A 26,938-nucleotide genomic window follows, 5' to 3' on the forward strand; every position below is an offset into this window, starting at 1 on the left:
ACAACGGGGTGATCAAATGAATGTTCAGGATCAAGCTTGGCTTGAGGAACAGCAGAGAGTAGAACGAGTGTATGGTGTAATTACTTCAAGGATAGCAACACTGGAACAGGAAGTTGGCTCGGTTCGCGGCGATGTTGTGGAGATGCGGAAGGATTTCTGGGACGAGGTAACCGTGAACTTCAGCGAGGCCGATGATGTCGGGGAGACCTCGACAAGTCTGCGGCAGCAGTCCCAGGTCTTGTCCGAACGCGAGAAGAGTCATCAGCATGCCTCAGCCGCATTGGGGAAGATGAGAAAGCTGAAGCAATCCCCTTATTTTGGTCGAATTGACTTTGCCGAGGAAGGAGACGCTCCGGAAGCTATTTATCTTGGCATTGCCTCTCTTCTCGAAGACGGCGGCGAGCATTTTTTGATTTATGACTGGCGGGCGCCAATCTCGAACTTATACTATGACAGTGTTCCTGGCCCGGCCTCTTACCAGACTCCCTCGGGACGGATTGAAGGAACGATGTCCCTTAAGCGGCAGTTTGTTATTCGTGACAGCCGGTTAAGAGTGATGTTTGATACGGGCGTTACGATCGGCGACGAACTGCTTCAGGAAGTGCTTGGACGCAGCTCGGACGCGCAAATGAAGGGCATTGTCGCAACGATCCAAAGCGAGCAGAACAGGATTATTCGCAATGACAAAACCCGTATGCTAATCGTCCAGGGCGCCGCCGGCAGCGGTAAAACCTCCGCGGCCTTACAGCGAGTGGCTTACTTGCTTTATAAGCACAGGGGAAGTCTGACTGCGGATCAAATGCTGCTATTTTCCCCGAATCCGATGTTTAACAGCTATGTATCCACGGTACTTCCGGAGCTGGGAGAAGAAAATATGCTGCAGACGACTTTTCAGGAGTACCTGGAACACCGGATCGGCAGGGAGGTTCAACTGGAGGACCCGTTCATTCAAATCGAATATGTGCTGTCTAATTCAGCCGATGCGGATTATGCAGCGCGTGTTGAAGGCATTCAGTATAAGTCCTCCGCACACTTTCTTGAGGCGGTCAACCGGTATAAGCAGCTTCTGGAGCGTGAGCAGATGCTGTTCAAGCCGCTTCGCTTTCAAGGCAAAGAAGTGGTTAGCGCCGCAGCTATTGCCAAGGCTTTTTACGCCTTTGATCCTTCCATTCGTCTTGCAAACCGTTGCGAATTGCTGAAGGAATGGCTGCTTAAGGAGCTCGCCGCATTCGGCAAGCAGGAGCAGAAGGAGCCTTGGGTGGAAGAGCAGATTCAACTGCTGGACAAGGATGAATATCAGCGTTCCTTTCAGCGGATGCGGCGCAAGCAGGGACGGCGCGGTCAATCCTTCAGCGATTATGAGGACGAGAAGACGATCCTCGCGAAGATGATTATAAGCGACCGAATGAAGCCGCTTCGCAGATGGGTTAAATCCCTTCGTTTTGTGGATGTGAACCGCTTGTACCGCCAGTTATTTCAAAAGCCCGAGTTAATGGCAGCGCTTAGTCAGGAACCGCTTCCGAAGGGCTGGGAGGATATTTCCAGGCTAACTTTGCAAAAGATCGGAAATGGCGAGCTGTTTTATGAGGATGCCACTCCTTATCTGTATCTCAGGGAGATGCTTCTGGGCTTCCGTTCGAATACCTCGATCCGGCATGTCATTATTGATGAAGCGCAGGATTATTCGCCCTTTCAGCTGCATTTTCTGAAGCGGCTGTTCCCTAGGGCAAGATTTACTGCGCTAGGGGATTTGAATCAGGCCATCTATGCCCATGCATCCGTATTGCAGGGCACGGCAACCCTGAAGGAGCTGTATGGCGAGGAAGGCAGCGAGTCGATCACGCTGCTGCGAAGCTACCGTTCAACCCGGCAGATCGTTGATTTTACCCGTGCGATGATTCCTGGCGGAGATCAGATTATTCCGTTTAACCGGGAAGGTGAACTGCCGGTAGTCAAGCTTGTAGATAATCTTGAAGACTTGCACAGACAATTGCTGTTGAAGATCGAGCAACTTCGGGGAGAGGGCTATGAAACCATTGCCGTTATTTGCAAAACGGTTGAAGAGAGCGAACAGGCCTTTGCTGCGCTTGCTGCTGGTTTGCCCGTCAAGCTAATCAAGAAGACGACCCTGTCGTTTGAAAAGGGGATCCATATTATTCCCGCTTACTTGGCAAAGGGAGTAGAGTTTGATGCGGTTCTGATTTATAACGGGTCTAATAACAGTTATACGAGAGAAGCGGAGCGGAAGCTCTTCTATACCGCCTGTACCCGAGCGATGCATCTGCTGCATATCTACTCTTTAGGGGAACCAAGCAGATTCGTGAAGGAGGCCTGCGAGCAGCTTTACCGTATGTAAGAAATCCCGGGAATATTTTATGCTGTACCATCCACACTAACTCTGATGGATTCGTTCCTAAGCGATGAAGGGTGGTACATAAATTGAAGAACAAGAAAACCGGGGACTTGGCGGCACTGGCCTCGATTCCATTGATCATGACCTTGGGCAATTCCATGCTCATTCCGATCTTGCCGCAGATTGCCAAGGAAATTCATATATCCTCATTACAGGTTAGCTTTCTAATTACGGCCTATGCCGTTGTTGCGATCCTGCTTATTCCAATCGCAGGCTATTTCTCGGACAAATGGGGAAGAAAAAAAGTGATTATCCCCAGTCTGATTGTTGCGGGTATTGGAGGCGGGGTTGCAGGGGTTGCATCCTGGATCGGCGATGGTGCGTCCGTCTACTGGATTGTGCTGGGGGGACGTGTGCTTCAAGGAATCGGAGCGGCTGGCGCTTTTCCCATCGTACTTCCTCTGGTCGGCGATATGTTCGATAATGACGATGAGGTTAGTCATAGCTTGGGAATTATCGAGACATCCAACACCTTCGGTAAAGTCATTAGTCCGATTCTGGGGGCGTTGCTCGGGGCCTGGGCGTGGTATGTTCCCTTTTTGTCCATTCCGATTTTGTGCGTGCTATCGCTGTTGCTTGTTTTATTTCTAGTACATGAGCCTGAACGGAAGGACTCGGGACAACCGCTGCGGGAATTTGTTAGTTCCCTTAAAAAGGTCTTTAAGGAAAAGGGCAGATGGCTGTATGCCATATTTGCCATCGGTGGAATCTGCATGTTCCTGCTGTTTGGCGTCTTGTTCTATTTATCCGACCAATTAGAGAAAAAGCATGGACTCGAAGGCATTCTCAAGGGGCTTGTTCTGGCCATCCCTTTGGCCGCCCTGTGCCTGGCTTCGTATTTAACGGGGAAAAAGATCGGCAAAAACAAGCTGTTAATGAAGTGGTGCGGGGTAGGCGGACTTGTTCTGGCCACGGGTTCTTTGTTCGGAATCAGCCTGTTCAATAATATTTACTATGTCATTGCCTGTCTGATTCTGTGCGGCGTCGGCATCGGAATCGTATTGCCCAGCTCGGATGCCCTAATCACGGAAGGAATTGAAAAGAAGCTTCGAGGCTCCATCACTTCCATTTACAGCAGCATGCGATTTATCGGCGTGTCTCTGGGGCCCCCGGTCATCTCCTTATTGATAGGTTCCGGGCATATTGCCTTATTCACCGCCGTAGGAACAGTATCACTGATCGGTGTGATTCTTTTGTTAACCCTCGTCAAACCGGAAGCTGGCGCCGGGGAATCAGGCAGAAAACAACAGATTGTGCGGAAGTCTGCCCATCAGCCCTGAGCTTCGAGGAATGACCGGTCTATGGTGATCTTTTTCCTTGACATCCTCTCCATTTATTTCCTAATATTGGGCCACTACATTACATGGAGGGAAATGATGTGACCGGGATAGAATTCACTTTGAAAAGGATGGCTGTACTGCTGCTTGCAGTTGTAGTCTTAACCGCATGCACGGTAAAAAGGGAGGAGCCAAAGGCTGTGTCTCCCGACCTTGGCGCTACCGAGAAGGTGGGCAGCTCAAAGGGCTTTGATCTTGACAACCAGCCTTATCTCGGCGATCCGGATGCGCCGATTCAGATCATCGAGTTTGCGGATTATAAATGTCCTGCCTGCAAACGGTGGAAGGATGAAGTGTTGACTCCGCTGAAAGAGAACTATATTGATGGCGGACAAGCAGTTTATTATTATATCGACCTGCCATTTTTGGCACCGGACTCCACATTGGCCGCTTTGGCGGGAGAAACCTTGTATCAACAGGATCCCTCCTACTTTTGGACCTACTTCAACCTGATGATGGAGCATCAGGGGAAGAAGGATGAGGAATGGGCGAATCGGGAATTTATCATTGGGCTGGTGGCTGATGAGATTCCGCAGGCAGACTTGGAGCGGTTTACGCAGGAACTGGATGAAGCGAAATATCTGCCGCAGATTGAGAAGGACATACGGATTGCAGATGCTCACGAGGTTGGCGGAACCCCGACGGTATTCGTCAATGGGCAGATGGTGGAAGATGTCTCGTACGCAGGGATCAAGGCTGCTATAGGTGGAGAGTAAACCAGGGGACAGTGCATGAATATCGCATTCGCGATGGAATGTACTGTTCTTTTTTAGGTTGGTTTTTGTTAAGATAGCATAAGGTGTAATAAGACTTGCAGGAGGGAACCGGGAAGATGAATGCAAAGCAGGCAGCTGGATATAAAGCCGCAGAATGGGTTCAGGAAGGAATGCTTGTTGGTTTGGGGACAGGCTCTACTGCATACTATGTGATTGAACGAATTGGCCAACGGGTAGCAGAAGGGCTTAAGATCCAGGCCATTGCGACCTCGAAGGTATCGGAGGAGCTGGCGGAGAAATACCGGATTCCGCTCATTAAAGCAGCGGATGTGAGCAAGCTGGATCTTGCCATTGATGGTGCGGATGAGGTCGATCCTGCCCTGGCTTTGATCAAGGGCGGAGGCGGAGCATTGCTTCGGGAGAAGCTGGTCGCCATCAACAGTGACAAGTTTATTGTCATTGCCGATCCGGGCAAGCTGGTTCCGCATCTTGGCGCCTTCAAGCTGCCGATTGAGATTGTTCCATTCTGTTATGAATGGACCCTTGTCCAGCTTAAAAGCCGCTACGATATTGAGTTCCAAATGCGTACCCGTGACGGCGGGCTTTATGTGACCGATAACGGGAATTATATCGTTGATGCTTCGTTCGGGGTGATTAAGGATCCGGGAACTCTGGACGTGGAGCTTAAGCAACTGACCGGCGTAGTCGATCACGGATTATTCGTGAATATTGCGGATATTGTAGTTATTGGACATGAGGACGGTACAACCGAGATGATTGAGAAACCGTAAGCGGATGAAGAGAGAAGGAGGAGATCCCTTGCTGAACCATATTAACAGCGAGCCGGTTGATCCGGCGGTTCGGGAGTTGATGGAGATTGCAGCAGGCTTCGACCCGGAGCAGCAGGAAGAGATGTGGTCCCGTTACCGTTCTGGCAGAGAAGCGGAACTATATGCATATCAGGACAAGGAAGAATGGATCGGCTTGATCGGCATTGAGATGCTGTCTCCGGAACGCATGGACATTATGCATCTGGCCATTCGCCCTGAGGATCGGCTGAAAGGCTATGGCAGAGGTCTTATTTTAGAAGCGATTGTCTTGAAAAAGCCTAAATTAGTCACAGCTGTAACCGATGAGGAGGGAGCCGACTTTTTCCGGAATATCGGGTTTAGTGTAACGGGCTTTTTCGCAGCACCCGGACAGCCGGAGCTCTTCCGCTGCGTGTATGAAGCCGAAGAATAAATATACAAGAATCCTCCTCAAGGTCTGAGTACGACGCTTGGGGAGGATTTTTTGTTGGCTGTTTGACTTTGAGAAAAAATAGCCATATAGTTTTATTGTCGAATAGTTCTATGATCGAACTTGTTGGCGCAGGAACAGACCGGGGGTGAATAGAGGTGAATCTGGAATCACGAATCGTATATGAGCGTTATATGGCCGCATTCTTTAAGGTCACCAAGCGGATGTACAATGAACTGAGGAACAGTCTTGAAGATGAACTGACCTTGGAGCAGTACCAGCTTATTGATTACATCGCAACCAGAGGTGAAGTGACTTCGACGGAGTTAGCGGATGTATTCTCTGTTGGCAAAAGCTCGATAACGGCAATTACGACGCGTTTGACAGATCGGGAAATTTTGAAGCGGAACAGGGATGAGAGCGACCGAAGGATCGTATATTTATCTTTGGCGGAGTATGGGAAGGTACTGCATTCCCGAACCCGAAAGCAAATTCTTGATGTCATTTCGGCATATATGGTTCACTACAGTAAGGACGAAATTGAAGGCTTCATCCAAACGTTTGAGAAGCTGGCGAACATGATGGAAAAAGGGAGTGGAGAATCTTGAGATTCATTATGAAGGCTAGATGGGGAATCGTGGCACTGTGGCTGGTTATAGCTGCTGTGCTTATCTTTACTGCGCCGTCGATGGGGGAGCTGGTACGGGAAAAAGGAGATATTACTGTGCCTGAGGGTTATTCCTCCTCCACTGCGTCCTCAATTTTGAAGGAGATCTCCGATGCAGATGGAGGCGGCAAGGAGCTGCAAATTGCGCTTGTATTCCATAAGGAACAAGGCATGAGTGACGGAGAAAGACAAGAGATCCAGCAAGCGCTGGATGAGCTCAGAACGAACATGAACGAGCTGAGCATCAGCAGCATTACGGATCCCTTCTCTACGCCGGAGGCGGCAGACAAGATGATCTCGAAAGACGGTGCGACCCTGCTGACCTCGCTTAGTGTTCAGCCCGGTGACCGTACGATCAAGGAGCTCGAGCAAGGCATCCGAGAGGTGCTTGATCAGGTATCGGTTGAACATTACATGACGGGTGAAGAGCAGATTAATGGAGATATGATCGACAGCTCGGAGCAAGGCTTGAAGAAATCGGAATATTTCACCGTCATCTTTATCCTGCTGATTCTGGTTGTTGTATTCCGGTCGGCGATCGCTCCATTTGTTCCGCTTCTTACCGTGGGACTTAGTTATGTTGTATCCCAGTCCATTGTGTCGTTCCTGGTGGACCGCTTTGACTTCCCAATCTCAACCTATACACAAATCTTTATGGTTGCCGTTATGTTCGGCATTGGGACGGATTATTGCATTCTGCTGATCAGCCGGTTCAAGGAGGAGCTCCAGACAGCAGCGGATAAGTGGGAAGCAATCGTTCAGACCTACAAAAAAGCGGGTAAAACCGTATTCTTCTCTGGCTTAGCCGTACTGGTCGGCTTCTCGGCGATCGGGTTCTCCCAGTTTGTATTGTATCGTTCGGCAGTAGCGGTTGCAGTCGGAATCGCAGTCATGCTGCTGGCGCTGATTACGATTGTTCCGTTCTTTATGGCTGTGCTGGGCAGCAAGCTGTTCTGGCCGCTTAACAAATCGCTGGAGCACAAGGAGAATCGGTTCTGGGGGGCTATCGGCAGGTTCTCCCTGAAGCGTCCATGGGCAGCGCTGCTGATTGTGGCCGCTGTTACGGTACCCTTCCTCTTTACCTATTCGGGGAATGTATCCTTCAACAGCATGGAGGAAATCGGAGAGCAATTTGAATCGGTCAAAGCCTATAATATTATTTCCGAGAGCTTCGAGCCAGGTGAGACCCTTCCGACCAAGCTGGTTATTCGCAACGATGAAGAGATGGACTCTGCGGAATATATGACGCTTGCCGAGAAAATCTCTCGCGCTATTATGGAGGTGGACGGCGTTGCCAGCGTCAGAAGCTTGAGCCGGCCTGCGGGTGATGAGCTTACGGAGTTTACCCTGAACAGTCAGGTGAAGACGGTGGGGGATGGACTTGGTCAGGGCAGCGAAGGACTCGGCGCCATCCGGAATGGATTGGCTGAAGCAAGTGCGGCACTGAACGAAAATGAGCCTAAGCTGGCAGAGGCGGCGTCCAGCACAGGACAACTGGTAGCGGGCACCGCTGAATTGAAATCAGGCATAAGTCAAATGCAGGATGGATTAACAGCAATTCAGCAGGGGATTCAGGATGGCTCTGCTGGAGCAGGAGAATTGAAGAAAGGCTTGCAGCAGGTGAAGAGCAGTGCACAGCAGCTTGCAGATGCCAATTCCCAGCTTCTTTCCAGTTATCAGCAAATTGGCGGGGGACTAACTGAATTGAATAGCGGGCTCGGGCAAATGAGCCAGCAGCTTGAAGCGGCAACACAAGGCTTTTCTGCTCTCGATGCCCGGTTCATCAGCCTGGAGGGCAAATATCCTGAGCTTGCTGCGGATATGGACTACTTAACGATTCGCGGCACGATTACTGAGTTAGGCGTAGCACTTCCGCAGCTTGCGGCAGGCTTAACCCAAGTTCATTCAGAGCTTGGAAAAGTAGTCTCGGGCATGGATCAAGCCAACCAAGGGTTTGCAACTGCCGTGGCTGGCGGTCAACAGCTTGCAGGAGGACTGGATCAATTCATTGCGGGTCTCGATCAGCTTGAGAGCGGGTTGAACCAAGCAGCGGCCGGACAGGGCCAAGTGATTGGCAATATTCCGGATGTCGTAGCAGGGCTGTCGCAAATAGAGGATGGACAACAGCAGATACAAACCGGCTTCAGCCAGTTTGCCGGACAAATTTCGCTTCTGACAGACGGATTGGATCAAAGCGTCGATGGTCTTGCTCAGGTATCCGATGGCCTGAATACGGCGAAGGAGTACTTGAATGAGGTCGGTTCGTCCGACAGTGAGCTTGCAGGCTGGTACGTACCGGCAGAAGCGCTTGAGAACGAGCAGATTAATCAGGTCTTCGACTTGTATCTGTCTCCTGACCGCAAGGTTATGACTATGGACGTAGTGTTCTCCAGCAATCCGTACGGTACGGCAGCCATCGATGAGATCGATGCGGTTCAGGCAGCAGTGGCCAAGGCTGTTCAAGACACCAAGCTGGAAAATGCGGAGATTGCCGTTGGCGGAGTCACAAGTACGTTTAATGATCTGAAGACCATTTCCGGAGAGGATTACACGCGTACGGTGATCCTGATGCTGGCGGGTATCTTTATTATCTTGGTCCATCCTGCTGCGGTCTTTGATTATGCCGCTCTATATCATTGCTTCACTCGTGCTAACCTTCTATGCCTCGATGGGCTTCTCGGAATGGATCTTCGCGGATGTGCTCCATTATTCAGGCATCAGTTGGGCTACGCCGTTCTTTAGCTTCGTCATTCTTGTCGCACTCGGCGTTGACTACAGCATCTTCCTGATGGATCGCTTTAATGAGCACAAGGACTGGGGAGCAGGGCAGGCGATTCTGCATGCCATGAAAAATATGGGGACTGTTATCTTGTCAGCGGCTGTGATTCTGGCCGGAACGATGGCTTCCATGTACCCTTCGGGCGTGCTGTCCATGCTGCAGATCGCCACGGTCGTCATTACGGGATTGTTCTTGTACTCCGTAGTACTCCTGCCGTTCTTTATTCCGGTCATGGTCAGAATGTTCGGCAGCTGGAACTGGTGGCCGTTCAGCCGTGCTGAATCGGAAGATAACGCTGTAGGATACAATCAAGGCAACCATTATACGATGTAAATTACAGCTGCAAAATAAAGAACGCCCCTTTAAGCCTCTGCGGCTATGGAAGGGGCGTTCTTTATTTTATTCATAGGGTCATCCGCTTGAAGAAACTGCGCAAAGCCCATTTCCGCTCATGTCTTTTCTTGTATTTCGGAAGTGTACGATAGATGGCAATAGACTCATCCAGGCTGGCTCTTGCTTCTTCCTTGCGCCCCAGAGCCTGATACAAGCTGCCCAGCAAATAGCATGCCTCGCTGGAGGAGGATTGGATCGTGCCGAACTGTCCGGCATAGCGGAGCGCCTTCTCCATATCCTTATCCCGGAAAGCCATTGCCAGTGTCAAATAGGGCTGTCCGTATTTAACCCGCTCGTTCAACTCAAGGGCCTTCAGGATATGGGCTTCTCCTTCTTCAATCCGTCCCAATCCGATCACAGCTGTTCCAAGATCATTCCAGAATTCCGCAGAGGCTTCCGAGTGAGCTTCAACCTCTGACAGCAGATCTGCCGCCTCACGAAAGTTTCTTTTCTCCAATAATAGACGCGCTAACTCACGCTTGGAAGAAACATCGAATTGATTCAGCGCAAGCTGTTGTCTAAGCTTGGATATCTGACGTGAGCGCTTGAAGGGCTTGGAGATACTGGGAAGCACACCGACGAATCGCCGGTCCAGAAAATAGATAATCAGAAGTAATACAAGGATTGCCAGGAGCGGATTTCCCAGCAGCCAGGATAATAGGAAGAACAACATGACCTTACTCATAAAAACCTCCACCTGATATTGTATTTTCCAATTATAGCATAAAGGAAAAAGGCGATATACATATTTGTGAGGACGTCTAAGCGGATCGGATGAGCTGTGCATAACCTGGATACTAGGGAGGTGAGAAGATGGACAGGATGGCATTTATCGCGAGGATTGCTCCTGATGCAGTCCGCGATTGGCAGCAGAATCGGATTGCCGCATCTCTAACGATCGCCCAGGCAGCCTTGGAATCCAATTTTGGAGCAAGCGGATTAACGGTGAAGGCTAACAATTTGTTTGGAATTAAAGGGACAGGACCGGCAGGCAGTGAGCAAATGCAGACCACAGAATACAGAGGAGGCTCTCCGGTACGGGTAACCGCATCCTTTCGCAAATACCATTCATGGGCCGAGTCCATTGCGGATCATTCCAGATTGCTGCTCACGAAGCGTTATCAAGCTGTTCCCGGCAAGACAGGCAAGGAGGCTGCGCGGGCCGTGGCAGCGGCAGGCTACGCTACCGACCCTGGCTATGCAGCCAAACTGATTGCGATGATGGATAAATACGAATTATATAAATATGATCTTCAAGGAGGGGATGAGCCGATGACTGCAGAGGAGAAGAAATTATTTCAAGCGCTGCAGGCTACCGTATCGAAGCAAGCGGAGCAAATTGCAGCGCTGCAGCGCTATCATGAGCTTCCAACTCCGGAGTGGGCTAAGGAGGCGATTCAGGCGGCGCTGGATTATGACCGGAAGAACCCTTTGATCCAGAACCCGGAGCAGGGCAGCCTTGATTTTTATCGGATTATTACGGTGTTGCATCGCAGGGGATTATTTAAGAAAAGTGGATAAAGTCGCAATTTTAGGGGCAAATGGTTTTCCAGATCATACCTTTGGGACCATTTGCCCTCATACAAAAGTAACATTTTTGTCATAATTATATATACTTCATGGCTGAATGGAGTTATAATGTAACCAATACATCCATAAAAGGTAACGTTTCTCTAGGTCCGTAATGATATCCTTTGTGATAAGTGCGTTGGACGGAAAGGAGTGTATCTTATGGAGAATATCGAGGAGCTTAAAATTCAATATATGTTGCTGGAAGAGCGAATCCGCAGCTTCATCTTGGTTCACTCCGATCTGGAGTATGTGCAGGGCTCCAATGAAATCGTGGAAGGCGGGGCGTTCACCTGGACGGAATTATCTCCCGAGTCCAAGGCGCTGCAGTTGGAGCTATGGAGAGAATATATTTCAATCAGCAGACAAGCCCGGAAATTTCTGACCGAGACGGACAGCCCCCATCTCGAGCTCTTTGAAGAGAGCTTTCTCGAGGTCAAGACTTGCCTGAAGCAAAACAGCATGCTCTGGGGACCGTGCCTTCAGGATATATTCCGCAATATGAAGAAGGAGCTTGACTTGCAGCGAAGTCTTGTAAGTCAGGTGAATTACTTAAGCAGACTGTAAGTAGACCGCTCATGAGGATGGGCGGTTTTTTAATTCAGGAGGCTTTGAAACTCAAGCCAAGAATGTCACGGTAGATGACCTGAATCGCCTTGATAGGGCTCGGAACTTTAATATCTGAAGCAACGAGTACTCCAAATGTAAGTACCGATAAGAAGATCGCTGAATAGATGGCAAGATTTCGCCACTGTTTGTTTTTAATCATGTCAGGCAGATCCATCCAGGCGATACCGCAAAAAGCTATAATTACCAGAAGTGCCTTCATTCTCTCACCTCCCGAGCTTTGCCAAGCTTTCGCAAGAAGGCGACCAACAAGGACACGGCTGGCAGCAGCAGTTCATAAGTCAGTGAAAAGAAGGGAGCAGTGCTTGCCCCCCAATCTATATTCTCCATCGCGGACTCAAATACAATAAGCGAATAGAAGAATACAAGTGCCGTAGAAATGAGCGTGAGAGGCGGAAAGCTTTTCGGATTTGAGGGTTGATCTGTATTAAATGAAGGATTAGTATGATCCTGATTCGGCAGCGGCTGATTTTTTCTGCCCAGTATATGACTTAACCCCAGTATAAATGCATATAGCAGAATGCAAACTTTAAATAGAAAGAGAAGAATCAGCACCACCGCATAAATACTCTCCATCCGTGTAAGGGTATCCGCAAGGGTCACATAACGTATCGACTCAAAGGATGGCAGCGATACAATAGAGACGAGAGGTCCTAGTGTTAAGATATCACGCAGCATGGCAAACGCCATGGAAAAGGCTGAAAGGAGCAGCCCGAACAGGAGTGGCTTTAGCACTTTTTTCTCTTTTTCCAGCATTGGAGTAATCATTGTAAAGGCGATAATCTCGCCCATCGGGACCGCACCTATAGTAACTGTGCCCTGAATGTAGGTCATGAGGTCCATTTGGAAAAAAGGCTTCAGAAATCCCGGGTTCATGTCATTAAGCACCAGAATAGAATTGATGGCTACTGCACCCGCGACGATTATGCTTAAGCAGATCGATAAATACATGAGGTTTTCAATTCCCTTGCGGAGTGCGTAGGCGCATCCCATCAGGGAAATAAGAAGAACCATCGCTATTGGAGTTTCCGGCATCAAGTAACGCACAACAAAACTTCCAAGATCATGGGCATTGAGTGCTGCGAGCGACAAGAAGAAAAACAGATAGAACGCAGATACAACTTTCCCTATAATCGGGCCGAAAATACAGTCGCTGATCTCAATGAGATTCTTTCCGGGAAATTTACGTAGCAGCGCTGCGTAGATAGCCACGATCGGAATCGCAAACAAAAAACCGGTCATAGCCATCGCCCAGGAGTCCTGCCGGGTCACAGCAATGATATAGCCTGAACGCAGTACAGTAGCCTGTATAAAGCAAAACACTGCAAACATCAGATCTTTAGGAGATATATTTCCGCCTGTGCTCTTCACTGTGCACCTCCTGGAATGACTGGCCGGACCAGACCGCCCGTGGAACTCAGTTTGACATTTACCCGAATGTCAAGTTCAATCTGAGGAAACAGGGTATCCCAGTTGTTCTTCATCTTTTCCCATTCTTTCGGATATTCGCGGCGGATGATCTCGCCAAAACCGAACACATCAGCGGAAAGGGATCTTGCCTGACTTAGTGCATTTTCAATGTCAGACCGGATGGCTTCTTTCATCAGTTCCTTCAGTTTCTCCACGTTTTCCAGACGAGACAGATCCTCTGTGGTCTCATTACTTTGAATGGCTCCTTCCTCATTGACGGTCAGTTCCATACGGATGGCTCCGTCCTTGGTTCTTACCGGCTTCAAACTACTATTAGAATGCAGATACTCCAAAGCAACCTGACCCCACTCTGTATCCACGGTCAACGCGCCGCCCCGGGTCCTGTCCGTTACCCAAAGCAATCCCCTTGTTTGGGACTTATCAAGCTCGCCGATCATCTTCCCCTTTTTGAAAACCGCTGTACCGTAGAGCTTCACCTTATCCTTCTTCATCTCGACGATCGGAACTACGGGGGCGGGAGAACCGCTCAATGTGGCAATATTATAATCGCGTAACGTTACAACTGCTGTTTCAGAATTTAATTTCTGGTTCTCCATCATACCGAAAAGATGAAGGGAGGGCACCTTTTCCAAATCGACGTCTTCCTCCAGGATCTTGAAGGCCTTGCCTTTCGAGATTAGAAGTTGGATATTCATGCGCGACTCATAGTCTCGCGTAAATGTATCCAGCCCTTTGCCCATTCCTAGCTTTGCAAGCTCGCTGCTAATAACAAGCACCTTATTGTGTGAGAAATACAATCTTCGGTTTTGCATATGCGAGATTCCTCGCACGGCAGAAAGCACGCTTCTGTCGGTATAACTCATATTCACGTAGGCCTTACCGCCGGAGCTGCTTTTTTGGGATCCGGCACTGGCTCCCATCTCAGCCGCTTTAACCACTTGTGCAGTCAGTTTCAGGGTATCTGGCTGGTCGCCAATATCCAGGGCAGTCCCCACAACAATGGCTAATTTGCTCAGTTCCCGCTGACTCCAGCAGCCGGTCAGGAATGAGGCTAGCAGTACACAGATCCCAAAAACAGTAATACTGCGGGGTAAAGCCCCCTTACGGATCGTACTGTTGTTCCTTGTCATGATTCCTCACTCCAGTCGCCTTTTCACTGCTCGATGGATTTCTTGGCGGATTTGATCTTAGTCGCTTCAAATCCTGCGGATTGGTTGCACGAGGGCGGGTATGCATAGCCCAGAGCGGAGCACGCACAGCAGTATCCTTTAGATCCCTTCTTTGAAATGGTGCTAGCGGTGCAAGATAATGGGCGCCGAAGGATCTGAGGGAAGAAAGATGGACGAGCAAAATGAACACCCCTACAGTTATACCGAGGTTTCCCATCGTAGAGGCAAGAATCAGCAAAAACCACCTTATAATCGAAACAGCATCCATGAGAAAAGGAATAGCAAAGCTTGACACAGCGGTGATTGCAACGACAATAACTACCGGCGCTCCTACGATTCCAGCTTGTACAGCAGCTTCTCCCATGACCAGAGCACCCACGATACTGATGGTCTGTCCGATTGGCCGGGGCATACGAACCCCCGCTTCCCGCAGAATCTCAAAAATCAGCATCATGATCCCCATTTCCACTGGGGCAGGAAAAGGAATACCTTCACTGGATGCTGCCGTTGTAAACAGCAGTGTGGTTGGAATCAATTCCTGGTGAAAGGTGGTGAACGCGATATATAACGCGGGAGCAAACAGACTGATAGTAAATGCAATTAAGCGCAATATGCGCATTGAAGTGGCATAATGGCTGCGCGAAATATAGTCCTCTGCGGTTTGAAAATTTTCGATAAACAGCATAGGCATCGTCATCACAAAGGGCGTGCCGTCTACGGCAACGGCAACCCGTCCCTCCAACAGCTTACCCGCGACTGCATCCGGCTTCTCACTGCACCAAATTACAGGAAATGGTGTATAGGGGTTATCTTCGATGTACTGCTCCACGTAACCCGTGGCTAGTATTGCGTCGGTATCAATTTTTTTTAAACGGCGTTCCACTTCATCTACCAGGTCAGGATCGACGATTCCATCTATATAAAGCAGGTTTACCTGCGTATGGGTCCGTGCTCCGATGACAGCAGAGCGGATTTTAAGTGAAGGATCTTTTATCTTTCGGCGTATCATGGCCGTATTGGTGCGCAAATTCTCGGTAAAGCCCTCCCGTGGACCGCGAACAGAGGTTTCACTGACAGGCTCGGAAACAGCTCTTTTTTCCCCGCCTTTCGCTCCGATATCAAGGGCTTGGCAAAATCCGTCAGTCATCAGTATTGCATTACCTGACAGACAGGCCTCTATGACCTCGTTAGGGGTATAGATGGTTTTGACCACTCCAACGGACAAGAGCCTGTTCCGGATTAAATCCAAATCTGAGAGATCAGATGCTTCTTCTTCGTAAAGGAGATGGTTGTCGTGCATAAGCGGCTTGATGATGCTATCGTTTATTATTGTAGGGTTGGTCAATCCATCTAAAAAAATCAGTGCGGCTTTAACTTCTTTGTCCTTATTTGTTCCAAAGGAAAATTCTCGAATGACAAGGTCAGAACTATCCTCGAACGTAGCCCTGAGAGCAGCAAGGTTTTTTTTGTAGTTTTGAGGAAAGAAGCTGTAGTATCTCCTCTTCATGCTGTCGAGCGTCTGTCGATGTCCGCCTTTTCTTTTGCCGCTCCTTAAACAGTCTGATTAATTTTGCGGTATAACGCATTTGATCTAGCCCCTCAATGCCTAGATAATATAGACTCTTTTTTTAGGTTTGTGCTGTATAGTTTGGAGTATTTGGAGGGAGTTTATACGGCGCGGCTATAACCTCTGCTGTAATAAAATAAACAAAAGGGCTTTTAGCTCTGTTCACAACTAGAAAAGTTGATTAAGAAGAAAGAAATCTTATAAAAATATCAATGTGATATAGTATGCCACCACTAAACTTACAAGTTATGTGCAAAGAGACAATTATTCGCTTGTATATAATACAACTGTACTATATAATACATTTGTATTATATAGTTTCGTGTATTTCATTATTGTGCACAGTTGCGTTGCCTATGGAATTGTTTTTTGGAATGAACAACGAGCAAGCGGGGAAGGGAGCGAAACGATTTGCCGAAAATAGTTGACTATGCTGCTGAGAGGGCTAGGATTGCCGAAGCCGCTTGGCGCTTGATTCAAAAAGAGGGGATGGAGCGCGTTTCTGTCAGAAAAGTGGCCAAAGAGGCTGGGGTTTCAGCAGGAGCGTTGCAGCACTATTTTCGTTCACAAGATGAGTTGCTGGGTTTTGCTATGAGATTGGTGATTGAACGAGTGGAACAACGTTTTGATGCAGTGAACGACCAACTTGATGAAGTCAGTGTATCAGGTGCTAAGTCTTTACTGTTTGGTCTGCTTCCGCTCGATCAGGAGCGAAAAATAGAGGCGGAGGTTTGGATGTCTCTGTGCGTCAAGGCACTGCATCATGATGGGTTATTCAGTATTAGTCAAAGCGTCCATAAAGCGATGCAGGAACTGATGGTGCTGCTCCTTCAACAACTTGCGGCCGAGCGGTTACTAAAAAGGGGGCTTGATTTAGCAAGTGAAGCTGTCAAGCTCCATCTGCTTTTGGATGGTTTGACCATTCAGCATATGATGCAACCGGCTGTGATGACGCCGGAACAGATGCAAAAGATCATGAATCAACATCTGGATGAATTGATTAGTAGAACAGATGATTAGAGGCGGGGATTAACGTGCAATCACATGAGCTACAAGATGAACTCGGCGATTTATGCGACTGATAAGAAGGGAGATCGTTTCGAAGTGGTCCTTTTTATGAATGAACTGTCAGAAAAGGAAATGGCGAAGCTCTCCCGTCGTCTAAATGAATTTTTATTTCGTTCGCTGACTTCTGATGAATACCAGACCAAGTTATCAAGAGAATTGACTGAGGGGGACATGGAGATTGAACAAGAAGGATAAAGAGCGGAGAAACCGTAAAAAGAAGAATATATGGCATTATACTAAAAAGAGTTTTATAGTTCTGTTGAGCGTGTGCATTCTGATCATTGGAACTGGATTTTTGTATGAAGCTGTTGCGGCAAGGAAGGAAGCCCGATTGTATCCACCACCCGGGGAACTTATAGACGCGGGGGGTTACAACTTGCATGTTGTTAAAAAGGGAAGTGGAACACCAACAATTGTGTTTGAAGCAGGCAGTGGTGAAACCAGCCTTTCTTGGCGCGGAATTCCCGATGCATTGTCCGAAGATGCCACCGTTGTTGTTTACGATCGTGCAGGTTACGCATGGAGTGAGCAGGCTCCAAGTGCACGAAGCGGGGAGAACATTGTGCAGGAATTACATGAGGCTTTACAGAATGCCGAGCTACCGGGACCATATATATTGGTAGGTCATTCACTTGGCGGTATGTACGTGAGGCTCTTTGCTCAAACATATCCTGATCAAGTGACGGGACTCGTACTGGTAGATGCGCGTCCAGAAAATGATGAGCGCGAGAGCAAGCCCATTTTGGAGAAGGAGAACTTTTCAGGCAATCCGTCGGTCTTTACCATGAAGCTGTTAAAGAGTTCAGGGGTTATGCGCATCTTCAAAGACTGGCTGCTTGAAGGGCTGATTCCGAAGGAAGACAGGGATATGTTCGTAAATGTAATAGCCAAATCGACTTTTTTTGAGGCGAAGGACGAAGAAGGCAGGCTTGCTTATATTACGGAGGATAGCATTCGAGGGCGGCATCTTGGCAATCTGCCGGTGCGAATTATAACGCGGGGAATAGCGCCAGATTATGTATCTGCAGGAATATCCGAAGAAGGCGGGCGCAAACTAGAAGAGATATGGCAGACTGGACAGCGCCAATTGCTGGACATTTCGTCGGATAGCGAGCAAGTTATAGCAGAAGCAAGCGGACATATGATCATTCACGATCAGCCTGAGCTGGTCGTAGATAAAATACGGGAACTGCTGCCTTCGCAGCCGTAATTACATTTATCAATAAAAAATATACCCGGACTATTGCGGAATTCAAAATTAGAATTTCGCAAAAGAGTCCGGGTTTTTCTTTATTTGAAGTTCTTTTAACCCAACCTCATCACATATTAACAGACTGGCTAGATTAAACCCTCTGCTATTGTCTTCTCAACCGCCTCTGTACGGCTAGCAACTTGAAGTTTAAGGTAAGTGGACGAAATATAGTTGCGAATCGTACCTTCGGATAAGTGGAGTTTGAGAGCAATCTCCTTGTTACGTAAGCCCTCTACCAAGTATTTAAGCACCTGAATTTCTCGATCCGTAAGCTCATATGGGTTTGATTTTTCTGAGTCGGACTGATTATGAAACAAATGCTGGGCAATTTCCTGAGAAATCAGCGTTCCCCCACCGTGAATGAGGCGAATAGATGCCGCAAGTTCCTTGGGATGAATTGACTTTAGTAAGTATCCTTCTGCTCCTAAATGCAACGCTTGTAAAGCAATGTTCGAGTCTTCAATTGAGGTCATCATGATTATCCGAACTTCAGGCCACGAGGCTTTAATCTGGCGTGCTGTTTCGATACCGTCTTGTTTAGGCATGTGGATGTCCATAAGTACCACATCGGGTTGATGCTTCTCACAGTAGGTGATAGCTTGGAACCCATCTTCCACCACAACAAGTTCAAGATCCTTCTCTTCTCCCAGAAGAAGCCTCATGCTTTCACGAACCAGAGGTTGGTCATCTGCTAACAAAATATGAATGCGCTGATTGCTTGCTTCAAACGAATTGGGAATTGTACATGTAATAATTGTCCCTGAATCCACTTGGGAATCTACAAACAACTGGCCTTGTAAGGGAGTCAGCCGTTCTTTCATACTGTTCAATCCAAAGCCGAAGTGAAGCTCTTCAACTCCTTGACCGTTGTCTTGGATCTGTAACATCAGATGTGTCAGATCATAATGCAGAACAACCTGAATCTTACTTGCGTGACCATGCCGGCTTGCATTGGTAAGGGCTTCTTGAAGACATCGGGATAGAGCTAGCTTAACTTGGATCATGACCGGGAACGGTTCGCCGGAACTTCGAAAAATGACATGAACCCCCGCGTTGGTTACAAACGAATCGATAATTTGCATTAAAGTTCGATCTAGAGGCAAAGCCTCTTCAGGTGAAGCCATTTGATGGACTTGCTTCCTAATATCATCCAATCCTGTGCGAGCGAGTTGAATCAGTTTCTCCGACTTAGTCTTTCCTTCAGGCGAGGATATATATTTGCTCAGTGCTTCCATGCCAAGAATTAATGAGGTGAAGTTGTGACCAATGGTATCGTGTAATTCACGTGCTAATCGATAACGTTCTTCAAGCAAAGTCATACGTTCAATCTGTGAAGAATACTGCTCCAGAATGGCATATTGTTCTCGAATCAAAGAGAGCTTATGGCGGATGGACTCAATACCGCGGCTTCCTTTCTGAAGGGCAAAGCTGAAGCCATACAAAATGACAGCATCGAACAGGGCCTGGTAAAAAACCGGAAAAAAACCTGCCGAATTCACAAGTACGCCGGAGCTTCCAATTAACAGCAGAGCGCTGATTGGAAAAGATATGCCATGGCGAGAGCCGCGTGTGAAGAAGGCGATTGTAAATAAAGATGGAAGAAAAAGCCTGGTCAATCCCCATTCATAAGCCATGAGTATTGAAATGCCGCCGCATAAAACGACCTCAGCAGTCAGATAAAGCCAATATCGGCCTTTTAAAAGCATGAAAGGAATCAGGTTACACAAAATGACCGGTATGAACACCCACCAGAAGGAAAAGGAAGCCTCATCTTGGTACATCAAGATCAGAACGGTAGTGACCCAAAGAACACGAAGTAGGAATAGGGATTTATCCTGCCATGACCAATGGTTGAAAATAGATAAATTCACAATATATAGACTCCTTGTTTATAAAATAAAGCGCTATGTGCTTGGAATATCGCCTGGACAGGATGTCATATTCAAAATATGACATCCTGTCACTCGATTATATGATAAGAGATTTGGTATGTATGGTGGTGCAGGTAAAGCGGGTTTCCATGCAGATAGGGAAATTATAGCTCAATACAAAAATGAATGAAAGGATTGGTGGCATTGCCGTTATTAGAGGTTGTGGGATTAACAAAAAAGATAGGCTCCAAAGCACTTGTTGAAGATGTAACATTTAGCATGGAAAAGGGGGAAATATTAGGTTTGCTTGGTCCGAATGGCGCAGGCAAAACAACAACAATTCGCATGATTGTTGGACTGATGAGCAGAACGGCAGGACAGGCACAGATTAATGGTTTAGACACATTAAAAATGTTCAAAGAAGCGATGAGGCATGTCGGTGTAATTGTGGAAAATCCGGATTTGTATAAGTACTTGTCAGGTTACGATAATTTGTTGCATTTTGCCCGTATGACACCCGGTGTTAGTAAAACTAGAATTCAGGAAGTTATTGAGCTTGTTGGTCTGACTGATCGTATATCGGATAAGGTTGCCGCGTATTCACTGGGAATGCGTCAACGATTGGGGCTGGCTGTTGTGCTCGTCCACCAACCCTCCTTGCTCGTACTTGATGAACCCACTAACGGTTTGGACCCATCTGGTATCCGGGAGTTACGCAATCATTTGAGGCATTTAGCCCATCAGAATGGTGTGGGGGTTCTTGTTTCCAGTCATCTAATGTCAGAGATGGAGATGATGTGCGATCGGGTTGTCGTGTTACAAAAGGGAAGACTGGTGGGTACCCATATGCTCGGCGACATTTCTGGTCATGAGCGCTCACTCATAGGCTTTGAAGTGGATCGAACCGATCTGGCTATGCAATTGTTGCAGACTCTTATGAAGGGTGCGGATATTACAACGGAACAGAATGTTGTCCAGATTATGATTGATAAGTCGCAAATTCCGGAGATTAGTCGAAAACTGATGGATGCTGGCGTAAATGTATACGGAGTTTCCGCTGCTAAAAAAACGTTGGAGGACACTTTTTTGGAAATGACGGGAGGGAAAGAACATTGATTTCACTCATACGAAATGAGAATTTGAAGATTTACAAACGAACTCGGACATGGGTAATGATGGGAATTGCCATCCTCTACGTTGCCTTACAGATTTTTAACATAAACTCGGCTGGGGAAGGTGTGGTGAGAGATAACTGGCAAGTACAGCTTGAACAGGATAACAGGCAACTTAGTAAAGTTGCCAATCAGCTGGATGCCTTGCCTATAGAGATCATACAAGCCGAGAAACAAATCCTTCTCAATCAGTATCATCTTGATCATAATATGCCGCCATCAGTCAGTGGTTGGGCCTTCACAATTGATCAACTACGAAATATTGTTTTTGCGTCATCCTTAATTGCCATCATTATTGCAGGTGAAATTATGGCAGGCGAGTTTGCAGCAGGTACAATCAAGTTGCTTTTGACTCGTTCAGCCAGCCGGACGCAAATTTATTGTTCAAAGTATATCGCCTCGCTGGTATTTGCATTGTTCTTGACAACGATCTGTGTAGCAGTGGCCATGGTGCTTGGTGGTGTGTTTTTTGGATTTGCTGGGCTGACCTCATCCCATCTCTATGTTCAAGATCAGACAGTTATGGGAATACCCGTACTGCAGGCATTATGGTCAGGGTATATTCTGCAGCTTCCCTTTCTGCTTGTCGTAGTGACGTTGGCGTTTATGATATCTGCCGCATTTCGCAGCATTACGTTCTCCATTGTTATTTCTATGTTGATCGCGGTGGCGGGATTTGTGATCTCTATTGCGATGGACGGTTGGGACTGGACACGGTATTTTATTTTTTCCCAGACGGATTGGACACCTTTTGTATATGGTAATCCTTCTGTTGAAGATGTGAGCATGTTATGGGCAGTAGCTTTACTATTATTGCATGTTGTAATTTTGCATTCGATTTCTTATTTTTCGTTTGTAAAACGCGATGTTAAACAATAGAATTCAAAGGGAGTCAAGAACATGAAAAAAATCCAATTCGCAATTCTTGTTTGTCTTTTGCTTGTCCTAGCAGCTTGTGGCACATCTGGGACAGCAGAGACAACAGATACCAAACAGCTTGAATTATCGGCTCAGGAAGTGGCTAAGTTGGTGGTTGACCATCGGAACGGAACAATCAGCGTGAGAAGCGATACTAGTAGCGACTATATTCAGGTTGAGGCAGGCGTACGATCAAATGGGGCGAGTATGAAGAAGCTCGAACTGGATTTAAGAGCAGATCACAACATTGCCTATTTAGATGCCCGTTTTGAAGGACAATTTTTGGCTACCGGCTCAGGAGCTGTTGACTTGGAAGTCACTGTTCCCAAGGGGGTAGATGTAGAAATTAAGTCGCATCGTGATGGTGATATTACACTTAATCAGCTGCAATCCAGTGCATCCATAGATAATATTAATGGTGATATCTTTGTTTCTGGGTTGTCTGGTTCGTTGGAGATTGACAATCGAGACGGGAATGTGACTGTTACGGATATTGCTGAGACGGTTATCATTGATAATTTGAACGGACATGTAGCAATAGAACGCATTGATGGTGCAGTAGAAATCCATGTAGGTGATGGTAGTCTGGCAATTGATCAAGTAAAGAAGGATGTAACGATTACACAAACGGGGAAAGGTGAAGTTTCCATAGGAGAAATAAATGGAAATGTCGTTCACAAAAAATAAACAAGGCTGAATGTGCGGTTTTGATTGACTGAACTTTGTGTATCATAAAATAATATTTTTCTGAAACAAAAAAAGGCACCTATCAATTTTCTTTTGATGGGTGCCTTTTTTGAAATTGCAGCTATTTAATGTTCCGCCCCATGACTATATGGGGAAATTATCGGCGGGTTGGATGCGATTGGCCCAAGAATTACACTAACAAGGCAAAAAACTACCATCACGGATAAATACATTTTCTTCATTACTCAATTCCTCCTTAAGAAGTTGATCAATAATTTGGTAATACCGCGTTTGTTGATCTTCATTGCACTTCTTTCGAGTTGACTCAAAAATGACAGTGAATTTTATAAATGCCCTTGTATCATTAAGAATACCAGATAATTCCAAACCTTGTAAAATTATATCTATTGCAACATGATTTTTATTTCGCACGAGGTAATAGATTGACATTTTATAAAGAAATTTTGTTATGTATAGTGCTCTATTATGTTTATAGTATTCAACAGCTCTTTCAATTTTGTGCTTAAACGACTCTAATAAATCGTCAATTTCAAAATCATACCTCAATGATGAGTTAATAATGTTCAGTAGTCCTGGCATTAACTCATCAATTCGTGATTCTCTCAGAAATTGGATATACTGAAAAGTGTAAAGAAGAAAGAAATCGTATAAAAGGATCAAAATAAATGAATTGTTCAGAAAAATCATCTCTTTATAAGTGAAGAGATGATTTTTTTGATGGTTCAAATTTCCTATTTATCAACTATTTTGAATCTCCGATATAGGGAGTGATACTAAAATACTGAATATGGAAATGGAGGAAAAGTGTATGAGGATCAAGAAAGTACTGCTATCTTGCCTGGCAGTAGTCATGAGTCTTGGCAGTCTGGGTATGGCACCGCGGTTAGCGGCGGGAGCTTCCAAGTTAGCGATTCCGACGGCGTCGGTGTATCGATCCGTTGTGGACGTTGTGGCCGGAAAATCATTCAAAGTTACCCAGCCCACGGTTACGGAGGCTGCATATTCGGTTACGGACAGTGTTTATTTGATGGCGGCAGACAAAATCGAGCTGGTGATTTATCCCGGTCAAAGCGTACAGTTTACCAATGATACGAACAAGCTTTTATCCGTTTCGACAGATGCCAAATCTAGCAACAGTATTCGCTATGACTATGTCTCCTACAATACGGATGGCAAAGTGAGTTCGGACGACATGGAGCATACGGGCAGTGCCAGCGTATACAGCAAGGGCGGCACTACTGTAATTACCGTGGACTATGACTATCCCTTGACCGTCAGCTTCAATTCAGAACTGACCTATACCTATTCTCCGGTTCCTGCGCTGCTGAAGAAGACACTTTCCAAGGGAGAGAGCTACCTATTCTCCAATCAGGCCTATGCTTCCCGGTCGATTATGAGCGATGCAACCTCGTCAAACGGCAAGCGGTATGACTACGCTGTCTACAAGGAAGATGACACTTTGGAAAAATCGAACTTTGATTCTTATACGAAGCCCAGCTTCAGTGTAGGAGACACCGTTATTTTGACTGGCGCCTCCAATGATCCGGTTACAGTTGCTGTCCCATATGAGGGCTTCTTCGGTTATGAGACTGACGAGCCTGCTTATGACAGCATCTCTTTATCGCAGGGGGATAGCTATATTTTTACCAATGTAGGCACCAAGTCGGACCGGGTGGAGCATTCCGGGACAAGTAAAGACAAATTTGATTACGTGGTCTACAACGAGGACGGTACAGAAACTTCTCGTGGCACGAATACCACTACTCTGCCGCTGATGACTGTGGGCAGATATGTGGTGCTTACGTTGATAACTGAGAATCCTCTTCGGGTAGGGGCGCCATATCGGACCTTTATGGGGGGAGACCGGAGGGATGATGCGATCAGCCGGGTGACTCTGTCTCCTGGAACCTCCTACAAATTCACCAATAACGGCACTCTGACCAATCCAGTGAACAATAATGCGAGAAAAGTAGACGGACTTTACGACTATACGGTCTATACGGCCGATGGCAGCTATTACTCACAAGGCTTTGATGCCATCAGCACACCAAGACTGCCAGCGGGCGGCGGCTTTGCCATCATAACGGTGCAGGGCGGGGCGGATGTGACCTTTGATTATACAGACGATTTTACAGCTGAGCCAAGCAGTGAACCCTCGCATTTCAGAGTGACTCTCTCGCAGGGCGAAAGCTACAAGTTTACGAATATCAGTCCCAAGCTCCGGACGCTTAGGACCAACGCTACCTCCAGCAACCGGTTTGACTGGGTGGAATATTACCCGGACGGCACGCAGCAAGCCAAACGCGCTGCAACTTATACTGACCCTCAAGTATCGAGCGGCAACTCTATTGTAGTAACCGCTGTATCAACCCCGGTTACTTTTGGTGCCAATTATCGTATTTTCTCATGGGAAACCAAACCGGGAGAGGCTATTTCCAAGCAACAAGTTTATAAGGATGAGTCCTATCGTTTTGTGAATAACGGCAGCAAGCTGATCACATTGACAACCAACGTTAATCAGGTCGAGGGAGTCATAGATACAGCCGTTTACGACGAAGATGGAAGCGTCCATAGCGCCTCCTTTGAGCATTCAGGCAATGTGGCTGTACCTGCAGGCGGCTATGCTATCATTACAGGCCAATCAGCCATTCCAACGACGGTGTCCTACACAGATGCCATTGCACTGTCTCTTGCCGAGCATCCGGCTTTGTTAAGGGCCACTGTAGCCCCAGGGAGTTCATATACCTACACTAATATTAGCGGAGAAGCTGAGAATCTTTACAGTGATGCAGCTTCAGGCAATGAGTATGCCTATGTTGTTCGGCGTTCTGATGGAACGGTATCTTCAGAGGGTTCTCGTTATACATTACTATCAATTTCTCCAGGCTATTCCATCACGGTAACTCCACTAGTGGGTTCTCTGACCTTCGGAGGTGTATTCACTTCTTTTATAGCTACACCTGGGGAGAATCCAACGATTCATCAAGTGACATTAAATAAGAATGAAAGTTATGTATTCTCCAACCTGAACTCATCCTCGCAAAAGTTGATGGCAAAAGGAAATCCTGGTGCCTGGTTTGATTATGCAATCTACTCTCCAAATGGAGAGGTGAAAGAGGCGGATTACGATCAATTAGCAGACATTTCTGTTCCTGCTGGCAGTCAGGTTGTTGCTACGGTAACAACGGATATCCCTGTAACCTTCACCTATGGGCAGGCTTTTCAAGCGTTTCCGAGTATGGAGTCGGCACTATTGAAGAAAGTGCTGGAGCCGCAGAAGCTCATCGGATTTAAGAATATTGGCAGCTTTGAGGCGAAGCTGGTTACGAATGCGAGCAGCTCATCGGGGCGGTATTTTGATTATACGATATTGGATGCAACCGGAAGCGTTGTTCGCCAAGGAGAGCAAAGCACGGTCTCTTACAATCTTCCTGCGGGTGGAATGATTCAATTAAAGACAACCTCGATGAATCCGGTATTGTTTGCGGCACCTTATCGCAGCTTTGAGTTTGTGGATGTACAGGAGATTGTATTCGAGGATTTACTTCACCGTCAGCTTGTGTACGTGTATAAGGATGCTGGAGAGAACGGCTATTACCGGTTCACGGCTCCAGAGGCAGGGCGCTATCGGTTCGTGACGAAGGAACTGCCGTCCAATACAGCTTTACAGCCGGTATTGTCGTTGTTCGACCAGCCGGATTTGACTCATTCGCTTACGACAAGTGAAGAAGGGGACCAGGAATTTGGTCTGGATTATGCTGTGCTGGAGTGGGAGCTTGAAGGCGGAAAAACATATTATTTGAAGCTCACTGAGTCTAGCGGGCTTCCGCTCGATCTGCAACTGATCGTTTCGATGATGACCGTGACTCCGGAGGCGAGTTATGATTATCGACCGGATGGCCGGCTGAGAGAGATCGTCTTCCCAACAGGAGACAAGCTGGTGTACGAGTATGATTACAACGGAAATTTGAAGCGAAGAACGAAGATCGTATTCCCGTTCCAGTATTGATCCATTGCATAACCAATAACCATTCCCGGGGTG

The 26,938-nt window shown here is 47.2% G+C and carries 24 protein-coding genes; 17 read left to right on the plus strand and 7 right to left on the minus strand.

The annotated features are described in order from the left end of the window. Nucleotides 1-16: 16 nt before the first annotated feature. From helD to TX85_RS28060, 8 genes are all read left to right on the plus strand, one after another. Nucleotides 17-2,356 (plus strand): RNA polymerase recycling motor HelD, encoded by a 2,340-nt coding sequence (gene helD / locus TX85_RS06465; protein ID WP_044478278.1) that lies wholly within the window; start codon nucleotides 17-19, stop codon nucleotides 2,354-2,356. 83 nt (nucleotides 2,357-2,439) lie between these two features. Continuing rightward, complete coding sequence (locus TX85_RS06470; protein WP_044478279.1) at nucleotides 2,440-3,693, plus strand: MFS transporter; 1,254 nt, start codon at nucleotides 2,440-2,442, stop codon at nucleotides 3,691-3,693. A 98-nt stretch (nucleotides 3,694-3,791) separates the two neighbouring features. Next, on the plus strand, nucleotides 3,792-4,466 hold the full coding sequence (locus TX85_RS06475) for a thioredoxin domain-containing protein (RefSeq protein WP_049894838.1): 675 nt from the start codon (nucleotides 3,792-3,794) through the stop codon (nucleotides 4,464-4,466). Nucleotides 4,467-4,582: 116 nt separating this feature from the next. After that, complete coding sequence (rpiA, locus tag TX85_RS06480) at nucleotides 4,583-5,257, plus strand: ribose-5-phosphate isomerase RpiA (RefSeq protein WP_044478280.1); 675 nt, start codon at nucleotides 4,583-4,585, stop codon at nucleotides 5,255-5,257. Between the two features lie 28 nt (nucleotides 5,258-5,285). Beyond that, the gene (locus tag TX85_RS06485) at nucleotides 5,286-5,708 is read left to right on the plus strand and encodes a GNAT family N-acetyltransferase (protein WP_049894839.1); all 423 of its coding nucleotides are present in this window, start codon (nucleotides 5,286-5,288) and stop codon (nucleotides 5,706-5,708) included. 155 nt (nucleotides 5,709-5,863) lie between these two features. After that, nucleotides 5,864-6,313: a MarR family winged helix-turn-helix transcriptional regulator gene (locus tag TX85_RS06490; RefSeq protein ID WP_044478281.1), complete on the plus strand. Its 450-nt coding sequence runs from the start codon at nucleotides 5,864-5,866 to the stop codon at nucleotides 6,311-6,313. An 8-nt stretch (nucleotides 6,314-6,321) separates the two neighbouring features. Then, entirely contained in the window at nucleotides 6,322-9,114 is a 2,793-nt protein-coding gene (locus tag TX85_RS06495) for an MMPL family transporter (protein WP_316244876.1), read from the plus strand. After that, a complete protein-coding gene (locus tag TX85_RS28060) occupies nucleotides 9,020-9,484 on the plus strand; it encodes an MMPL family transporter (protein ID WP_316244889.1) in 465 nt (154 codons plus the stop codon). The genes TX85_RS06495 and TX85_RS28060 overlap by 95 nt, the downstream gene beginning before the upstream one ends. Before the next feature lie 70 nt (nucleotides 9,485-9,554). Here the strand turns inward: TX85_RS28060 and TX85_RS06500 are convergent, their stop codons facing one another. Next, nucleotides 9,555-10,229, minus strand: coding sequence for a tetratricopeptide repeat protein (locus tag TX85_RS06500; RefSeq protein WP_044478282.1), 675 nt, complete (start codon nucleotides 10,227-10,229; stop codon nucleotides 9,555-9,557). A gap of 128 nt (nucleotides 10,230-10,357) precedes the next feature. On the opposite strand from TX85_RS06500, the gene TX85_RS06505 reads away from it, so the two are divergent. After that, the gene (locus tag TX85_RS06505; RefSeq protein WP_044478283.1) at nucleotides 10,358-11,065 is read left to right on the plus strand and encodes a glycoside hydrolase family 73 protein; all 708 of its coding nucleotides are present in this window, start codon (nucleotides 10,358-10,360) and stop codon (nucleotides 11,063-11,065) included. Between the two features lie 210 nt (nucleotides 11,066-11,275). Continuing rightward, nucleotides 11,276-11,680, plus strand: coding sequence for a hypothetical protein (locus TX85_RS06510; protein ID WP_044478284.1), 405 nt, complete (start codon nucleotides 11,276-11,278; stop codon nucleotides 11,678-11,680). A 34-nt stretch (nucleotides 11,681-11,714) separates the two neighbouring features. Here the strand turns inward: TX85_RS06510 and TX85_RS06515 are convergent, their stop codons facing one another. From TX85_RS06515 to TX85_RS06530, 4 genes are read right to left on the minus strand one after another with little or no spacing between them, the layout of a single operon-like run. Then, nucleotides 11,715-11,942 (minus strand): hypothetical protein, encoded by a 228-nt coding sequence (locus tag TX85_RS06515; RefSeq protein ID WP_044478285.1) that lies wholly within the window; start codon nucleotides 11,940-11,942, stop codon nucleotides 11,715-11,717. Next, entirely contained in the window at nucleotides 11,939-13,111 is a 1,173-nt protein-coding gene (locus tag TX85_RS06520) for a GerAB/ArcD/ProY family transporter (RefSeq protein ID WP_044478286.1), read from the minus strand. Before TX85_RS06520 ends, TX85_RS06515 begins: the two co-directional genes overlap by 4 nt. Beyond that, nucleotides 13,108-14,301 carry a Ger(x)C family spore germination protein gene (locus TX85_RS06525; protein ID WP_044478287.1) on the minus strand — a complete coding sequence of 398 codons (1,194 nt, stop codon included), beginning with the start codon at nucleotides 14,299-14,301 and terminating at the stop codon, nucleotides 13,108-13,110. Before TX85_RS06525 ends, TX85_RS06520 begins: the two co-directional genes overlap by 4 nt. Beyond that, nucleotides 14,273-15,847 (minus strand): spore germination protein, encoded by a 1,575-nt coding sequence (locus TX85_RS06530; RefSeq protein ID WP_101781123.1) that lies wholly within the window; start codon nucleotides 15,845-15,847, stop codon nucleotides 14,273-14,275. The genes TX85_RS06525 and TX85_RS06530 overlap by 29 nt, the downstream gene beginning before the upstream one ends. A 471-nt stretch (nucleotides 15,848-16,318) precedes the next feature. Here TX85_RS06530 and TX85_RS06535 point away from each other — a divergent pair, with 471 nt between their 5' ends. Genes TX85_RS06535 through TX85_RS06545 form a run of 3 tightly spaced genes read left to right on the plus strand, consistent with a single transcriptional unit; the run spans nucleotide 16,319 to nucleotide 18,185 of the window. Continuing rightward, complete coding sequence (locus TX85_RS06535) at nucleotides 16,319-16,927, plus strand: TetR/AcrR family transcriptional regulator (RefSeq protein WP_044478288.1); 609 nt, start codon at nucleotides 16,319-16,321, stop codon at nucleotides 16,925-16,927. Nucleotides 16,928-16,951: 24 nt separating this feature from the next. Beyond that, nucleotides 16,952-17,170 (plus strand): hypothetical protein, encoded by a 219-nt coding sequence (locus tag TX85_RS06540; RefSeq protein WP_044478289.1) that lies wholly within the window; start codon nucleotides 16,952-16,954, stop codon nucleotides 17,168-17,170. After that, a complete protein-coding gene (locus TX85_RS06545; protein WP_081671661.1) occupies nucleotides 17,154-18,185 on the plus strand; it encodes an alpha/beta fold hydrolase in 1,032 nt (343 codons plus the stop codon). The genes TX85_RS06540 and TX85_RS06545 overlap by 17 nt, the downstream gene beginning before the upstream one ends. Nucleotides 18,186-18,313: 128 nt before the next feature. Here TX85_RS06545 and TX85_RS06550 read toward each other — a convergent pair whose 3' ends face one another. Next, entirely contained in the window at nucleotides 18,314-20,098 is a 1,785-nt protein-coding gene (locus TX85_RS06550; RefSeq protein WP_044478290.1) for a helix-turn-helix transcriptional regulator, read from the minus strand. Between the two features lie 204 nt (nucleotides 20,099-20,302). On the opposite strand from TX85_RS06550, the gene TX85_RS06555 reads away from it, so the two are divergent. From TX85_RS06555 to TX85_RS06565, 3 genes are read left to right on the plus strand one after another with little or no spacing between them, the layout of a single operon-like run. Next, nucleotides 20,303-21,214: an ABC transporter ATP-binding protein gene (locus tag TX85_RS06555; protein ID WP_081671662.1), complete on the plus strand. Its 912-nt coding sequence runs from the start codon at nucleotides 20,303-20,305 to the stop codon at nucleotides 21,212-21,214. Next, a complete protein-coding gene (locus TX85_RS06560) occupies nucleotides 21,211-22,149 on the plus strand; it encodes an ABC transporter permease (protein WP_044478292.1) in 939 nt (312 codons plus the stop codon). Before TX85_RS06555 ends, TX85_RS06560 begins: the two co-directional genes overlap by 4 nt. 21 nt (nucleotides 22,150-22,170) lie before the next feature. Continuing rightward, entirely contained in the window at nucleotides 22,171-22,875 is a 705-nt protein-coding gene (locus tag TX85_RS06565; protein WP_044478293.1) for a hypothetical protein, read from the plus strand. Between the two features lie 195 nt (nucleotides 22,876-23,070). On the opposite strand, the gene TX85_RS06570 is transcribed toward TX85_RS06565, so the two are convergent. Further along, entirely contained in the window at nucleotides 23,071-23,475 is a 405-nt protein-coding gene (locus TX85_RS06570; RefSeq protein ID WP_148444342.1) for a hypothetical protein, read from the minus strand. A gap of 229 nt (nucleotides 23,476-23,704) precedes the next feature. Here TX85_RS06570 and TX85_RS06575 point away from each other — a divergent pair, with 229 nt between their 5' ends. Further along, nucleotides 23,705-26,905 (plus strand): RHS repeat domain-containing protein, encoded by a 3,201-nt coding sequence (locus TX85_RS06575; protein ID WP_081671663.1) that lies wholly within the window; start codon nucleotides 23,705-23,707, stop codon nucleotides 26,903-26,905. The last annotated feature ends 33 nt before the right edge of the window (nucleotides 26,906-26,938 follow it).

This window comes from Paenibacillus antibioticophila, assembly GCF_000455265.1.
Taxonomy (GTDB): domain Bacteria; phylum Bacillota; class Bacilli; order Paenibacillales; family Paenibacillaceae; genus Fontibacillus; species Fontibacillus antibioticophila.